This is a genomic window from Acetobacter okinawensis (assembly GCF_002153655.1).
GTDB classification, from domain to species: domain Bacteria; phylum Pseudomonadota; class Alphaproteobacteria; order Acetobacterales; family Acetobacteraceae; genus Acetobacter; species Acetobacter okinawensis_A.
This window is the reverse complement of record NZ_JOPJ01000006.1, coordinates 145,438-160,734: the sequence shown is the minus strand read 5'-3', so window position 1 is coordinate 160,734 and position 15,297 is coordinate 145,438. Positions and strand designations below refer to the sequence as shown.

Genomic DNA, 15,297 nt, shown 5'->3' with positions numbered 1-15,297 from the left:
CGTTTTTTACGGCCAGCAGCGCTGACCGACCAGTTCGGTCAGTATGTGGCACGTTCATACCCCTGCATCAAGCGCCACATGGGCTCATGCCCGTTTTTTCCCGCAATGTACCTGAAAACCGCTGCCGATCTGCCGCCTAACGGTCCAGCCCCTGAGTTCTGACCAGCCGGGCATACAGCCCGTCATGGCGCATCAGCTCATCATGGGTGCCACATTCCACGGCACGTCCGTCCTTCATCACCACAACCATATCGGCCGAGCGCACGGTGGACAGGCGATGCGCGACAATAAGAGTCGTGCGCCCACGCCGCAACGTGGCCAGCGCATCCTGCACCTGTGCCTCGTTCTCGCTATCGAGCGCACTTGTTGCCTCATCCAGCAACAGCAGGCGGGGGTTGCGCAGCAGGGCGCGCGCAAGGGCCACACGCTGGCGCTGCCCGCCAGACAGGCGCTGCCCCCCCGGCCCCACCACCGTGTCATACCCATTGGGCAGAGCCTGTATGAACTGCTCTGCCGCCGCCGCACGGGCCGCAGCCGCCACCTCCGCCTGTGATGCACCGGGCCTGCCGATAAGAATATTCTCCCGCACCGAAAGGTCGAACAGCAAAGGGTCCTGGCTGACATATGCCATGCCAGCACGCAGGCTTTGCAACTGCACGTCACGCAGGTCCATCCCATCGAGCATAATACGCCCCGATGTGACATCATGCAGGCGCGGGACAAGGGAGAGTGCTGTGGACTTGCCTGCGCCCGATGGCCCGACCAGCGCCACCGTGCAGCCAGGCCGTGCATCAAAGCTCAACTGCTCCAGCCCTACCCGGCCATCGCCATACACAAAGCTCACGTTCTCAAACACAAGGTGCCCGTCACCTGCGGGTAGTGGGCGGGCGTGGGGGCCGTCAGTGACAGCCGGGGGGTCATCCAGCACGGCAAAAACATGCACAAGCCCGCCCAGCCCCTCCTGCAAGGCAGCGTTAAGCGAGCCAAGGGCACGCAAGGGGCGTGAGGCCAGAAGCAGGGCCGCAACAAAGCCGGAAAAGTCACCCAGTGTTGCGCCCCCCATGGCCGCACGCCAACCTGCAAAACCGAGCACGGCAGCAACAGCCACCCCGCCCAGTGCCTCCAGCAGAGGCTCTACCCTTGCGCGGCCACGGGTAATACGCAGCATGGCCTGATAGAGATGGTCAAACGACAAGGCGGCCCGCGCGCGCTCGCTATCCTCCAGCCTGTACACGCGCACCGTGCGGGCCTGTGCAAAACTTTCGGTCAGGAAGGCTGCGGTATCCCCCACCCGTTCCTGCATGCCGCTGGATGCACGGCGCACGCGCCGGCCCAGCCGCTGCACGGGCACAGCCGCTATGGGGTAGAGCAGCGCACCGATCAGGCTGAGTTCCCAGTCCATATACAGCATGGAAATAATCAGCCCCACGACTGTCACCACATCACCCACGGAATTAACGGCGCGGATCAGGGCATCACGGATACAGACCGCATCTGTGGTAAAGCGGGCAGCCAGTTTGGCCGGGGCCTCCTGCTCCACATGGGCAATATCCGTGCTGACCAGATGGTCAAACATCTGCTCCTGCAAACCCCGGATGACCAGCAGCACCAGCCCCTGTGTTGCCAGTGTCTGCCCATACTGGGCCACAGACTTGGCCAGCGTAATCACCACCACCAGCAGTGGCACCTGATACAGGATGCGTGGGTCATGTGCGGCAAACATATCCAGTGCCCGCTGGATAACCAGCGGGTACAGGGCCGTCAGCACCGCCATAAGCACCGTAACCGCCACAACGCCCGCAATGCGGCCCGGGTAGCGGCTGACCTGTGTGTGCCACAGTCTTTTGAGCAGGAGCCGCGTATCACCAGGCGGCATCTGGCGGGAAGAGCGGGAGGGAGCGGCATTTTGCACGGATGTCATACCCTGTTCTCTACCAGCCTCCCGCCCGGTCATGTAAGGGGCCGGGGTCCGCTTTGTGCCGTTTTTGCGTTCAGATAGTGTTTTATCCGCTCGCGGCACTCCGCCGCCCCCGCAAGGCACCCTCCATCCAGCCACCATTGCCGGACAAGGCCCATAATACGCCCGATCTCTGGCCCGGCCTGCCCCCCCATGGCCACCACGTCCCGCCCGGCCAGAGGAAAAACAGGAACATCCATTCCAAGCAGCCTGCTCCTGAGTTGTGCAAATGCCCTATTCTGCGCATCCGTACGGGCCTGTGCGGCCTGATGCAGCCATAACCGCCCCACCAGCACATCAGGCGGCTCAACCGCCACAAGGCGGCGCAGGGCATCATCCCCCATGCCCACGTCCGGCACGGGAGCGGGCATGGCAAACGCGGCCAGCAGCCCACTCTCGGCCCGGGACAGCTTCAGGCGGCGGGCGGTGGCAGGGGCATTCCGGCTCAGCCCGGCCAGCCGCAGCAGGGCATTGTCCGGCGCACCTGCGGCCAACAGTCTTATAAACCTGTCGCAGGTGTAACCTTCGGGCAGAATACGGGCCAGAACCCCTGCCTGCTCCATAAGGCGCACAATGGCGGCAACATTCGGACCTGCCAGAATCCGCCGCAGTTCCATCCATACCCGCTCGACCGACAGGCCATCCAGCAAAGCCACGCCACGGGTTATGGCGTCGAGCGCCTGCGGGTCTGGCGCCCCCTGCCCATAGCGCCCATAAAACCGGAAAAAACGCAGGATACGCAGAGCATCCTCATGAATACGCAGGGCAGGATCGCCCACAAAGCGGACACGCCCTGCCGCCAGATCAGCCTGCCCTGCAAAATAGTCGTACAGAACCCCCGCCCGATCGCACGACATGGCGTTGATGGTGAAGTCCCGCCGCATTGCGTCTTGCCGCCAGTCCTGCGTCCAGCGCACAACTGCGTGCCTGCCGTCTGTTTTTTCATCACACCGGAGGGTGGTAATCTCGTAGGGTGCGCCATCCAGCACGGCTGTTACCGTGCCATGTTGCAGCCCGGTTGCGACCACATGCACCCCATGCGCACGCAGGTCCTGCATGACCTGCTCGGGTGGTTCGGGCGTTGCCAGATCAATATCGGCTATCGGGCGCTGCGCCAGCAAGTCACGCACAACGCCACCCACAAGACGCATGGCAGGCAGTACCGACCACAGCAGCGCCAGCGCCGCCTGCTGGCGCGGTTCAAGCCGGTTGATCAGCAGTTTATCCGCCACTACTGTCCACCACCATGCGCGCGATGGGGAAGAAGCTGCCACAGCTCCACACCCCCATGCAGGGCACACCCTGACAGGCCCCCGGCTCGGCCAGAGCCGCCAGCTCGTACCACACAGCGCGCGACAGGCGTGCCTCCAGCGGGTATGCCCCCTCCCCTGCGCGGATGGTCAGATAAGGGGGGCATCCCTCGGGGCAGGCTTCGGGGGGAATATCCCACACAGTCCGAATCGGATGCTCGGCATCCGCCACCACCACCTCGTCCATATTGGTACGAAAACTCAGGCGCTGCATGCGCCCCATGCCGCTCCAGTCCAGCTCCACCGCCAGAAAAGGCACGTCCTCTACCTCAATAAGCCCGCTCTCAAAGGGGGTACGCAGCAGGTAAGCCCCCTGTGCGTTCCGCGTCAGCAGGGAGCCAAACAGGCAGGACATGGCCTTACGCCTGATCTCGGACCCACGGTAAAGCCATGTGCCATCCCGCCTGATCAAAAAAGGCAGACGCCTGTTTTCCGCCCCGTCGGGGGTATCGGTCCCATGCTTATCGTGGCACGAAAGGCCTTGCACACCGGCTGCCTGTTCACCTTTCACTGACTCACCATCCTGTTAATACGTGTCCTTGTGTTGTGCACAATGATATAGGGAGCTTACCCCGCTTGATGTAAGCCCTGCATGTAATTCAGACTGGATCCATGACCACATCAGACGCACCGTTTCCGGCACAACAACCTTCCTCCCCCCCAGAAGTGCGGGAGGCAGATCGTATCTGTGAACGGCTTGCCGCCGTCCAGCAGGAAATTTCAACCCTCATTTTCGGGCAGGAGCAGATTATCCGCCAGACCCTGACCACCGTTCTGGCTGGTGGCCATGCCCTGCTTGTCGGAGCTCCGGGTCTGGGCAAAACATTGCTGGTCAACACCCTTGGCACCGTACTGGGGCTGAACGCACGGCGCGTTCAGTTCACCCCTGACCTGATGCCGTCCGACATTACCGGCAGCGAGATTTTGGACGAGGATGCCAGCGGGCACCGCAGCTTCCGCTTTGTGCATGGCCCCGTGTTCACCCAACTGCTGATGGCGGATGAAATCAACCGGGCCAGCCCGCGCACCCAGTCCGCCCTGTTGCAGGCCATGCAGGAACACCACGTGACCGTTGCCGGGGTGGAGTATCCGCTGCCTCAACCCTTCCATGTGCTGGCGACCCAGAACCCCATGGAGCAGGAGGGCACCTACCCCCTACCCGAAGCGCAGCTTGACCGCTTCATGCTCCAGATTGCCCTGACCTTCCCCGATGCCGCGTCCGAACGTGCCATGCTGCTGGCCACAACCGGCGCACAGACGCAGCAGGCCAAGCAGGTCATGGACGCACAGACGCTCATGCTCGCACAGGCGCTGGTCCGCCGCATGCCGGTGGGTGAAAAAGTGGTGGATTCCATTCTCCACCTCGTCCGCTCGGCCCGCCCCCAGAGCACACCCGACGCCACCTTGCGTGAGCAGATTGCATGGGGCCCCGGCCCACGCGCTGCACAAACGCTCATGCTGGCCAGCCGTGCACGTGCGCTGCTTGATGGCAGGCTCTCCCCCGGACTGGATGACGTCGCCGCACTGGCACGCCCCGTACTGGCCCACCGTATGGCGCTGACCTTTGCCGCACGGGCCGAAGGCGTGACAACGGAAGATATTGTGGCCCGGCTGGTCAAGACGCTGGGCTGACCCCGTGAGCCGCTCCAGACTGTTGCCAAACACCCTGTTGCGCTGGTTTTACGGCGTGGAAAAACCCGCAGCCGGTGGACCACGCACGACAGGGAGCGCCACAACCAGCCCACCAGTAGCCACAGCGGATGTAGCCTGTGCGGCACAGGCTCTGGCCACGCGCATGCCCGACCTGCTGCTCCATGCCAGCCAGATGGCCACAACACTGGCATCCGGCCTGCACCCACAGCGCCGTGCGGGATGGGGGGATACATTCTGGCAGTACCGCCCTGCACAGCCGGGTGAACCCGCCAACCGGATTGACTGGCGGCAGTCCGCCCGCACCACCCGCGCCCATGTGCGCGAAACCGAGGCAGAAGCCGCGCAGACAGTCCTGCTCTGGTGTGACCTTTCAGGCTCCATGCAGTGGCGCTCAGCCAAGGCCCTGCCCGGCAAGCTTGACCGTGCCGCCCTGCTGCTACTGGGCATGGCCGCCCTGCTGCTGCGCAATGGAGAGCGGGTTCAGCTCCTGTCCCCCGCAGGGATTGTGCCCCTACCCCCGGCACCTTCGGCTCTGGAGCGGCTGGCCCTTGGGCTTTGCGGGCTGGCTGCCAGCAGTCCCGCCCAACCTGCTGCCCTGCCCACCCCGGCCCTTATGCCCCGACACGCCCGCCTGCTGCTTGCCAGCGACCTGCTCTGCCCCGACACGGCACTGGATGACTGCCTGCGCCAGTTGGCGGCCCATCCCGTCCGCGCCCATGTGCTCCACATCAGTGACCCGGCGGAGAACACACTCCCCTATTCCGGGCGCACCGAGTTTTCTGGTCTGGAGCACGAACCCACGCTGGAACTGCCGCATGTGCAGAGCCTGCGGGCCGACTACACAAATCTGGTAACCGCCCGCGCCCGGTGGCTTGAACAGACCACAGGCCGGACTGGCCACACGCTCACCCGCCACCAGACCGATATGGCACCACTCCCCACGCTGCTGGCGCTCCACGCCCAGATGAGCCAACGCGTATGATCTTCCAGTTCCCTCTGCTGCTCTCTGCCCTGCTTTGCCTACCATTGGTGTGGTGGCTGCTCCGCGCAACGCCACCACGCGCGCGCCAGCAGGTTTTCCCCCCCGTTACCGTCCTGTCCCGGCTACACCCGAAGGAGACGGAAGCCGCACGCTCCCCACCATGGCTGTTGTTACTCCGCCTTCTGGTCGCAGGGTTGCTGATTGTGGGGTTTGCACGCCCCTTCATTCCCGGCAGCCATAATGGGGCTGTGGCCAGCGGTTCTGTTCTGCTGGTCATGGATGATGGCATGTGGAGTGCGCAAGACTGGACCGAACGCCTGAATGCGGCACAATCCATTGTGGACGATGCTGAGCGTACAAAGTCCCGCCTGCTTGTGCTGACCACCGCCCCTCAGGCGGAGGCCCCATCCACAGCACCAGAACTCCAGCCCGCAGCGGTTGTGCGGCAGATGCTCAACAGCCTCCATCCCAGCTCCTGGCCCGTGGACCGGGCACGTGCGGCCCAGCAGCTTGAGCACCTGCCCCAAACACCTTTTGCCCGTGTGGTCTATCTGGCCGACGGCATAGCCCAAGGCGATGTGGACAGCTTTGCCAAAGCCCTACACGCACGCGGCACGGTGCAGGAAATCCGCTTTGCACCACAGAACAGCATGGCGCTGGCCCCCTCCACCCCGGCGGCGGAAGGGGGAGCACTGGCGCGTCTGTTACTTCTGCCCTCCCCCCAGCCACGCCTTGTGCATGTTGCTGCCCGCACAACGGATGGTGGCACACTTGCCGTTGTGCCCGTGCCGGTTGCCGCCAGCGCCACACAGGCAGATGTGCAGATCAACCTGCCCATAGCCGTGCGCAACCGCATAGACACGCTGAATGTTCAGGGCGTGGCCAGTGCCGCCACCACCGTGCTGCTGGACGAAAACACGCGCCTGCGCCCCGTTGGCCTGCTATCCAGCGGCGGAGCAGACACACCGCTGATCGGCTCCATTTTCTACCTCCGCCGCGCACTTGCTCCGCTCTCCGACCTGCATGAGGGAACGCTGGATGCCTTGCTGGCCCGCCCCTTATCCGTACTGATTGCACCAGATGGTACTCTGGCCGGAGCACAAAGCCAGAAAACCGTACAGGACTGGATAAAAAACGGTGGCATGCTCATCCGCTTTGCAGGGCCAGCCCTGGCTGGCAGCCAGCGTGATGCAGAGACCAGCACCCCCACGCCACAGGATGCAGCACGGGACCTTTTGCCCGTTCCCCTGCTTGATGGTGCACGTCAGCTTGGTGGCTCCATGACATGGGGCACCCCGCAGCATCTGGCACCGTTTGAGCAGACATCCCCTTTCCGCGGTCTGAGCATTCCGGCAGATGTCACTGTCTCCCGTCAGGTGCTGGCCAGTCCTTCGGCCGATCTGGGGGCGCATGTCTGGGCGCGGCTGGCCGATGGCACACCCCTTGTCACCCATATGGAACTGGGGCGTGGCGAGGTTGTTCTGTTCCATGTCAGCAGCACGGCAGACTGGTCAAACCTGCCGCTGTCGGGCCTGTTTGTTGCCATGCTCCAACGCCTGACTGAACACGCCAACGGGTTGAGCACCCCAGCCGACACAACGCTGCTCGCCCCTGCCATAACGCTGGATGGTGAGGGCATGGCGGGGCCGCCCCCTCCCACCGCGCGGGCCATACAGGGTACGGCACTGGCCGGTACCGTAGTCTCTCCCATCCATCCGCCGGGCCTGTATGGCCCCCCGGACGGGCGCCGGGCTCTTAACGCTGCTGCTGGCATGCAGAGCCTGCAAGCCGCACAGCCCGTGGGTACCCTGACAGATGCATCTGGTCAGAGGCCAGACCTGCCTCTTGGGCGTTACTGCCTGCTGGGGTTTGTTCTGCTTGCTCTGCTGGACGGTGTGCTTGTCGGGCTTATGCGTACGGGCAGGCTTTTTGCTCCACGCAGGGCAGCCCCCCTGCTTGCGCTGCTCGGCGCACTGTACGCAACCCCTTCCACCGCCCAAACGCAGGATGCCACGGCGCAGGCACATGTGCCTGCAGCCGCACTGGAAACCCGGCTGGGCTATATTGTAAGCGGGCATGAGGATGTAGACGAAGCCTCCCGCGCGGGGTTGCAGGGCCTGTCCGACTTTGTAAATGCTCGCACCTCCGCCGTCATGGGCCACCCCGATGGCGTGCACCCCGGCACGGATGACCTGACTTACTACCCCCTGCTGTACTGGCCGATTACCGCAGACGCCACCACCACACCCGCCATGACGGCAGCACTCAACACCTTTATGGCCCATGGCGGCATCCTGCTGATAGACACACAGGGGCAGGACGGCACAAACAGCACCGATACAACTTTTGCCGCCGATGCCCCCGGCACCACAGCAGCCCTGCGCCGGGTTACGGCTGGTCTGGTCATCCCCCCTCTGGTGGTCATGACCGACCACCATCTGCTGGCCCACACTTTTTACCTTCTGCATGACTTTCCCGGCCGATATGCGGGGCAGCCCATATGGGTCGCCAAGGAGGGAGACGCGGAGAATGATGATGTCAGCCCGGTCATTATCGGCTCGGCAGACTGGGCGCATGCATGGGCGGTAGATAGCGCAGGCAATACGCCTTTTGCCGTTATTCCCGGCGGCAGCGACCAGCGCCTGCAAGCCTACAGGTTTGGGCTGAACACCGTTATCTACGCCCTGACGGGCAGCTACAAGGCAGATCAGGTGCATGTTCCCATGCTGCTCAAACGGCTGGAGGACAAACCATGAGCGCCCTCTTTACCACCATTGGCTTTGCCCCCCTGCTGCCCCTGTGGCTGCTGGCCATACTGGGCCTTGGGGCTGTAGCCCTGTGCGGATGGGGGCTGTTCAGCCGGAGCCGCGGCACTGTCCTGCGCCTGTGCGCAACAGGTGTGGTGCTGCTGTGGCTTGCCGGGCCACAGCGCTACCATGAGCAGCGGCGCAGCCTCCCGCAAACCGCCCTGCTGGTGGTGGACCAGTCTGCCTCCATGTCTCTTGGCCAGCGCGCGGCAATTGCACGGCAGGCGGCCGATGTGCTGGCCCAGAACAAGGTTGCAGGGCTGGACATACGCACCGTAACCGTGCGCAGCAACGCGCATGACGGCACAAACCTGTTTGACGCACTGGAGCAGGCGGCAGCAGACATTCCCCCCGCCCGCTTTGCTGGCGCCATGATGGTAACGGACGGCCAGATTACGGACGTGCCAGCAACAGTGCCCGAACGCCTGCGCCCCATGCAGGACAATGGCAGCAGAGCGCTCCTGCCCCTGCACATCCTGCTGAGTGCACGCGGGGAGGAAAAAGACCGCAAGCTGAGTATTCTGCAAGCCCCGCCCTACGCCATAGCAGGCCAGACCGCCAAACTGCGCGTGCAGGTTGATGACACGGGGCCGGGTACACAGGCTGGCACCCCCGTGGACCTGAGCATACGAGTGAATGGGGAAGAGGCCCGGCACATCCCGCTCCTGAGTGGCACTGCGCAGGACATCACCATCCCCGTCGCACAGCCGGGGCCTTTGCTTGTCAGCCTGTCCGCCTCCCCTTTGGAGGGAGAGACATCGCAGTTGAACAACCAGACCGTGGCCCATATTACCGGCATACGGGACAGGTTGAAGGTTCTGCTGATTTCCGGCACCCCCAATCAGGGAGAGCGGGTGTGGCGCAGGCTGCTCAAGGCTGACCCTTCGGTCGACCTGATCCACTTTACCATTCTGCGTCCCCCCGAAAAGGACGACGGCACCCCGCTGTCTGATCTGGCGCTCATCGCCTTTCCCGTGCGCGAACTGTTCCAGGAAAAGATCAACCAGTTTGACCTGATTATTCTTGATGGTTTTGAAAACAGGCACATCCTGCCACATAGTTATCTGGAAAACATAGCCAGCTTCGTACGGCAGGGGGGCGGGCTACTGCTGACTGCCGGACCCGAATTTATTGGCCCCGGCTCCTTGCAGGACACACCGGTGGGTGACGTTCTGCCAGCCCACGTTACTCCGGGGCAGGACAGCATGCTTGTCAGCCGCTTCCGCCCGACCCTGACCGACACCGGGCGCAGGCACCCGGTTACGGCCTCCCTCCCCGGTGCACCAAAAGCCGGTGCGGACCTGAGCAGCCCTGCGTCCATTCCCGGCCTGTGGGGGCCATGGTACCGCGCCCTCCACCCTGACAGCACACATGGTGAGGTGCTGATGAACGGCCCCGACAACAGCCCCCTGCTGGTGCTGGACCGGGTGGAAAAAGGGCGGATCGCCCTCCTGCTCTCCGACCAGATATGGCTCTGGTCACGCGGGGAGGATGGAGGCGGGCCGCAGGCCGAGCTGCTCCGCCGTATCTCGCACTGGTTGATGAAGGAACCGGAGCTGGAGGAAGAGCAACTGAGCGCAGGCATAGCCGATGGTACGCTGAGCATAACCCGCCACAGTGTTGGCGCGCCTGCCCCTGCCTCTGTCACGCTGACAGCACCATCAGGGCAGAGCAGCACCATTGCCCTGCATGCTGGCGAGGACGAAGGAACGCAGACAGCACATGTGCCAGCAACAGAATCCGGCATCTGGCGCATTAGCGATGGCACCCGCACAACCTACGCCGCCCCCGAGCAGGACAACACGCATGAAATGACGGACCTGCGCGCCACAGCAAGCCGTGTAACCGATATGGCCAACAAAACCGGAGGCGGTGTGTTCTGGCTGGGTGACGCACCATCCAGCATGCATGTCCCTACCCTTCGGCTTGCCGGCTCTGGCGCGCTGCACGGGGCGGACTGGCTGGCTTTTGCCAAGCGGGACGCACATCTGGTTACCGGCAGAACGCCCATACCCCTGCTCCCCGCCCCACTTGCCATGGCGCTTGCACTCATACTGCTGTTTGCCGCCTGGTGGCGTGAAGGCCGAACCCGATAGGCAGGGCCGTCTTTTCCCCTTCCATGGGGTGTGATAGGCTGTAGACTACCTGTATTGATGGACAGACAATGACCCGTTTTCCACGCCTTGTTTCATCCGCTCTGCTCTTCAGCAGCCTTACCCTGCTTGTGGCGGTTCCGGCTTTTGCTGATGAGGCCGAAGATCAGGCCGCCGCATCGGAATCCGCTGAAAAGTCGGAGAGCGCCAAGGCCGCCAAGCGCGCAGCCCCGCCCACCGCTATTCCCGGTGCGGAAGGTGGGGATGATGAAGCAGGTGAAGGTGGCGGGCACCCCAACAAGGATATTGAGCCTACGGTTGCACTGTTTGAGGCCATCAACCGGGGGAGTGTCTCCTCCGCGCGTGATGCCATCAACCGTGGTGCGGACCTGAACGGGCACAACATTCTGGGCCAGACCCCACTGGACATGTCCATCGACCTGAACCGCAACCCCATTACCTTCCTGCTTTTGTCCCTGCGCAACTCCAGCAACACACCGGGCAATGACAGCGTGGGCACTGTCAGCACCTCTGGCCTGCACGTCAGCAGCGGCAGCGTGGATATTGAGGACGACACAAAAAGCAAGGCAAATGACCCGCGCTATGACCGCACGGGTGGTGCCGCGCAGCCTTCCATCGGCTTTCTGGGTTTTGGCGGCAGCTAAGGCGCTTTACGCCAGATACAACAACGGGGGCATACGCCCCCGTTCAATCGTCTGATCTGTTTTATAATACCTTACTGGCTGGCAGTTGCCGCCAGACTTTCCTGCCGCAGCACATCAAGCGGCAACAAAACCCCTTCGCGCTCAAAGTGCCAGAATGTCCAGCCATTGCATGAAGGGGCATTGGTCAACATGGCACCCATTTTGTGGATTGAACCACGCTTGGCGCCACTGACCAGTGTACCATCGGCTGCAACAGTTGCCTGAATCCGCTGTTTTTTATCACTCAGGACCGTACCAGCCACAAGCGTACCCTGCTCAACCAGACTGCCAAAGGGAAGTTTGGGGGCTTCGCGCTTGTCCTGCGTTGTCTGTATGGCGTCATCATCAAGCGGCACTTCACGCGCAACGCGGGCCATGGCGGCCTCCACGTAGTCCGGGTGGCGCTCAATGCCCACAAAGTGGCGGCGCAGACGGCGGGCCATGGCTGCTGTTGTCCCCGAACCGGAGAACGGGTCCAGTACCACGTCATTCACCGTGGTGGAGGCCAGCAGCACACGGTGGAGCAGGCTCTCGGGCTTTTGGGTGGGGTGGAGCTTCAGCCCATGTTCATTACGTAGCCGCTCATTGCCCGTGCACAGCGGCAGGTACCAGTCCGAGCGCATCTGCACATCATCATTCAGCGCCTTCATGGCCTGATAGTTGAAGCGGTAGCGGCTGTCCTGACTGCGGGCGGCCCAGATGAGCGTTTCGTGCGCATTGGTAAAACGCCGCCCACGGAAGTTGGGCATCGGGTTGGATTTGCGCCAGACCACATCGTTCAAAATCCAGAACCCCAGGTCCTGCAAAATGGCGCCAAGGCGGAAAATGTTATGGTACGAGCCAATAACCCAGATTGTGCCGTCCTTGTGCAGCAGGCGGCGGGCCTCGCTCAGCCATTCACGCGTGAAGCGGTCATATTCCTGCAGGTCAGAAAACTTGTCCCAGTCATCATCCACGCCATCGACAACGCTGTCATCTGGGCGGCGGAGTTCCCCACGGAGCTGGAGGTTGTATGGCGGGTCAGCAAAAATGCAGTCCACAGAGCCCGAAGGCAGGGTGCGCATGGTCTCCACACATTCGCCCCGCAGGATCTGGTCCAGTGGGAGGTCCATGGAAAGTGCTTTTGCGCCGCTCATGCCCGCATCTCCGTTTTCGAATGTTCCATCTGCCGGCGCACTGTGCCGAATGTTTTTCTGTGGTGCGGGGTCACACCAGCATGCAGCAGGGCCTGACGGTGCACCGCCGTGCCGTAGCCTGCATTTTTTTCCCATCCATAATCGGGCCAGCGCATATCCAGCCGCGCCATAATGCGGTCACGCACCACCTTGGCCATAATGGAGGCCGCGGCAATGGACAAGCTGATCCCGTCCCCACCAACAATGGCCTGCGCACTGCACCCGAAATCTGGAATTTTGTTACCGTCAACCAGCACATGGTCCGGCCTGACCGGCAGACGCGCCACCGCGCGCTGCATGGCAAGGTGTGACGCATGGTAAATGTTGATGCGGTCAATTTCCGCCGTGGAGGCGGCTCCCACGCCAATGGCCACACCGGGCACATGGGGCAGGCGCTCGGCTATGGCCTCACGCACAGCGGGTTTTAATTTTTTGGAATCATCAATAATGGCGGCAAGGTCGGCAGGCACGCCGCAGGCAAACACCACGGCGGCAGCCACAACCGGACCGGCAAGCGGGCCACGGCCCACTTCATCCACTCCGGCGACCAGGCCGCCATGCTGTTGTTCGTGCCTGAAATCCGGCATTGCATCCCTTCCCTGCCGCTTGAAACGACTCGGTTAAAATTACCGAGTCGCAGCAATTGCGACTCCGTAGGGAAGGAGAAGCATTTTTTTACCCGGGTGCGCAAGAGTCCCGGTCAAATGATTTTTCAGGAACGGCTACGACGGGGGAAGAAAAGCCAGCCGAGGAGCACCCCCACAACCGAAACAATTCCCAATGAAAGCAAAGGCTTATCACGCACAAAGGTCACTGCTTTTTCTACAGCGCTTTCACCTTCCTCATACAGGTCGGCAAAATCTTCCTGCGCATGCCCTGCGAACTGATCGAACTTTCCGTCAAGCTGAAGGCCGATGTCACCCGTCAGACCGCCAGCGGCATCCTTGACATGTCCCTGAACGTCCCTGACTTTGGCTTCAATCTTGTTTTCGATAGTGTCGATTTTATCTTTAGCCATGACGACTTTCTCCTTTTCTGAACCGTTTTGTAACGGTCCGCGCATGAGAGCGACCGGAGATCTGCACGATCGCCTGTTGCATCAGACCGCAAAAACGCGTCTCTGACTAGGCATGCCTTCTCCGACCTCCACACAACTGACCGCACTCATTGTTGGTTCCATGTTTTTTATGGAGCAGCTTGATGGCACCATTCTGGCAACCGCTCTGCCAGCCATTGCCCACAGCCTGCACGTGGATACGGTCGCCACATCCGTTGCCCTGACATCCTACATTATCGGGCTGGCCATTTTCATTCCCGCATCGGGCGCACTGGCGGACCGTCTGGGCAGCCGTACGCTGCTTATGCTGGCGATCTGCATTTTTGTGGGCAGCTCCATTTTCTGCGGCACCGCACACTCCCTGCTGTTCCTTGCCATCATGCGCACAATTCAGGGCATTGGGGGGGCACTCATGGTGCCCGTAGGCCGCCTTGCGGTTATCCGCAGCACCCCCACAGACCAGCTTGTCCGCACCATGACGTGGATGATGCTGCCAGCAACCCTTGGCCCGCTGCTGGGGCCTGTGGTGGGGGGGTACATCACCACATGGCTGACATGGCGGTGGAACTTCTACCTCAATATCCCCGTGGGCCTGCTCGGGCTGTTCCTGACCTATCGTTTTATCCCCGAAGTGCGCGAGCCAAGCCCCCCGCCGTTTGACCTCAAGGGCCTTCTGCTGGCCGGGGGCGGGCTGGCAGTCCTGTCCATTTTTGCCGAACTGTTCAGCCATGGTACGGGCTCGCCCGCTCTGGTTGCGAGCTTTCTGGGCGTGGGGCTGGTCCTGCTCGGGATGTATGCCTACCACGCGGGGCGCACCCCCTTCCCTCTGCTGGACCTGCGGTTAATGCGCTTTCAAACCTTCCGCATCTCCGTGTTTGGGGGCGCTGCATCGCGCATTGCCGTGGGTTCGCTGCCTTTTCTGCTCCCCTCATTTCTCCAGATCGGGGCGGGGCTGAGCGCGGCGCAGAGCGGGCTTGTCACATTTGTCGCCCCCCTTGGGGCCATTGCCATGCGCCCCTTTGTGCCAGCGCTGCTCAAACGCTGGGGCTTCCGCACCATTCTTATGGCCAACGGCTCCTCCGCCGCACTGGTTTTTGCCATGATCGCGGCCTTCCGCCCCACCTACCCGCTCTGGCTGCTCTCTCTTGTACTCACACTGGCGGGGGCTGCGCAGTCACTCCAGTTTTCGGCCTATAACACAGTGGCTTATGCCGATATTCCTGCGGACAGGATGAGTGCGGCCACCAGCCTGTACTCCACCATGCAGCAGATCATGCTCTCTGCCGGTATCTGCATCGCCGCAGGCACACTGACGCTTTTGAGCAAGCTGCACCACAACACCCCTGCAAACATGACAGATTTTGCACTGGGGTTTGTTGTGACCGGCGTTATCTCCCTGCTTGCTGTTCCCCTATGCGCCACACTTTCGCCTTCAGCCGGGGCCAACATGAGCGGGAACCACCGCTAACTGCGCGGATTTAACGCACAGATTACATGAAGAAATGTTATTTTATACACGGCTCCGATGAGGAGGCTTGCACTTGTGCGCAGAGTTCCGC

12 protein-coding genes are annotated in these 15,297 nt (G+C 62.3%); 6 read left to right on the top strand and 6 right to left on the bottom strand.

The features are described from left to right. Window positions 1-136 precede the first annotated feature (136 nt). Genes HK26_RS03530 through HK26_RS03520 form a run of 3 tightly spaced genes read right to left on the bottom strand, consistent with a single transcriptional unit; the run spans window position 137 to window position 3,778 of the window. On the bottom strand, window positions 137-1,921 hold the full coding sequence (locus HK26_RS03530) for an ABC transporter ATP-binding protein (protein WP_086638721.1): 1,785 nt from the start codon (window positions 1,919-1,921) through the stop codon (window positions 137-139). Window positions 1,922-1,950: 29 nt separating this feature from the next. Then, window positions 1,951-3,231: a CCA tRNA nucleotidyltransferase gene (locus HK26_RS03525; protein ID WP_374188209.1), complete on the bottom strand. Its 1,281-nt coding sequence runs from the start codon at window positions 3,229-3,231 to the stop codon at window positions 1,951-1,953. Then, a complete protein-coding gene (locus HK26_RS03520) occupies window positions 3,179-3,778 on the bottom strand; it encodes a DUF1285 domain-containing protein (protein ID WP_086638493.1) in 600 nt (199 codons plus the stop codon). Before HK26_RS03520 ends, HK26_RS03525 begins: the two co-directional genes overlap by 53 nt. 101 nt (window positions 3,779-3,879) lie before the next feature. Here HK26_RS03520 and HK26_RS03515 point away from each other — a divergent pair, with 101 nt between their 5' ends. The 5 genes from HK26_RS03515 (at window position 3,880) to HK26_RS03495 (ending at window position 11,467) form a co-directional block, all read left to right on the top strand. Next, a complete protein-coding gene (locus tag HK26_RS03515; RefSeq protein WP_086638492.1) occupies window positions 3,880-4,899 on the top strand; it encodes an AAA family ATPase in 1,020 nt (339 codons plus the stop codon). Window positions 4,900-4,903: 4 nt separating this feature from the next. Further along, entirely contained in the window at window positions 4,904-5,902 is a 999-nt protein-coding gene (locus HK26_RS03510; protein WP_257640838.1) for a DUF58 domain-containing protein, read from the top strand. Next, on the top strand, window positions 5,899-8,658 hold the full coding sequence (locus HK26_RS03505; RefSeq protein ID WP_086638491.1) for a DUF4159 domain-containing protein: 2,760 nt from the start codon (window positions 5,899-5,901) through the stop codon (window positions 8,656-8,658). Before HK26_RS03510 ends, HK26_RS03505 begins: the two co-directional genes overlap by 4 nt. Continuing rightward, on the top strand, window positions 8,655-10,805 hold the full coding sequence (locus HK26_RS03500) for a hypothetical protein (protein WP_086638490.1): 2,151 nt from the start codon (window positions 8,655-8,657) through the stop codon (window positions 10,803-10,805). Before HK26_RS03505 ends, HK26_RS03500 begins: the two co-directional genes overlap by 4 nt. 68 nt (window positions 10,806-10,873) lie before the next feature. After that, window positions 10,874-11,467, top strand: coding sequence for an ankyrin repeat domain-containing protein (locus tag HK26_RS03495; protein ID WP_086638489.1), 594 nt, complete (start codon window positions 10,874-10,876; stop codon window positions 11,465-11,467). A gap of 71 nt (window positions 11,468-11,538) precedes the next feature. On the opposite strand, the gene HK26_RS03490 is transcribed toward HK26_RS03495, so the two are convergent. From HK26_RS03490 to HK26_RS03480, 3 genes are all read right to left on the bottom strand, one after another. Beyond that, on the bottom strand, window positions 11,539-12,642 hold the full coding sequence (locus HK26_RS03490; RefSeq protein WP_086638488.1) for a site-specific DNA-methyltransferase: 1,104 nt from the start codon (window positions 12,640-12,642) through the stop codon (window positions 11,539-11,541). Beyond that, entirely contained in the window at window positions 12,639-13,268 is a 630-nt protein-coding gene (locus HK26_RS03485) for a ribonuclease HII (protein WP_086638487.1), read from the bottom strand. Before HK26_RS03485 ends, HK26_RS03490 begins: the two co-directional genes overlap by 4 nt. Window positions 13,269-13,393: 125 nt before the next feature. Further along, window positions 13,394-13,699 (bottom strand): CsbD family protein, encoded by a 306-nt coding sequence (locus HK26_RS03480; RefSeq protein ID WP_086638718.1) that lies wholly within the window; start codon window positions 13,697-13,699, stop codon window positions 13,394-13,396. 112 nt (window positions 13,700-13,811) lie between these two features. Between HK26_RS03480 and HK26_RS03475 the strand changes: the two genes are divergently transcribed. Beyond that, complete coding sequence (locus tag HK26_RS03475) at window positions 13,812-15,206, top strand: MFS transporter (protein ID WP_086638486.1); 1,395 nt, start codon at window positions 13,812-13,814, stop codon at window positions 15,204-15,206. Window positions 15,207-15,297 lie beyond the last annotated feature (91 nt).

Excerpts from the sequence above, each read along its gene's own strand:
- HK26_RS03515 (WP_086638492.1), top strand. The coding sequence starts at position 3,880 with ATGACCACATCAGACGCACCGTTTCCGGCACAACAACCTTCCTCCCCC.
- HK26_RS03475 (WP_086638486.1), top strand. The coding sequence starts at position 13,812 with ATGCCTTCTCCGACCTCCACACAACTGACCGCACTCATTGTTGGTTCC.
- HK26_RS03500 (WP_086638490.1), top strand. The coding sequence starts at position 8,655 with ATGAGCGCCCTCTTTACCACCATTGGCTTTGCCCCCCTGCTGCCCCTG.
- HK26_RS03485 (WP_086638487.1), bottom strand. The coding sequence starts at position 13,268 with ATGCCGGATTTCAGGCACGAACAACAGCATGGCGGCCTGGTCGCCGGA.
- HK26_RS03480 (WP_086638718.1), bottom strand. The coding sequence starts at position 13,699 with ATGGCTAAAGATAAAATCGACACTATCGAAAACAAGATTGAAGCCAAA.
- HK26_RS03505 (WP_086638491.1), top strand. The coding sequence starts at position 5,899 with ATGATCTTCCAGTTCCCTCTGCTGCTCTCTGCCCTGCTTTGCCTACCA.
- HK26_RS03495 (WP_086638489.1), top strand. The coding sequence starts at position 10,874 with ATGACCCGTTTTCCACGCCTTGTTTCATCCGCTCTGCTCTTCAGCAGC.
- HK26_RS03490 (WP_086638488.1), bottom strand. The coding sequence starts at position 12,642 with ATGAGCGGCGCAAAAGCACTTTCCATGGACCTCCCACTGGACCAGATC.
- HK26_RS03530 (WP_086638721.1), bottom strand. The coding sequence starts at position 1,921 with ATGACATCCGTGCAAAATGCCGCTCCCTCCCGCTCTTCCCGCCAGATG.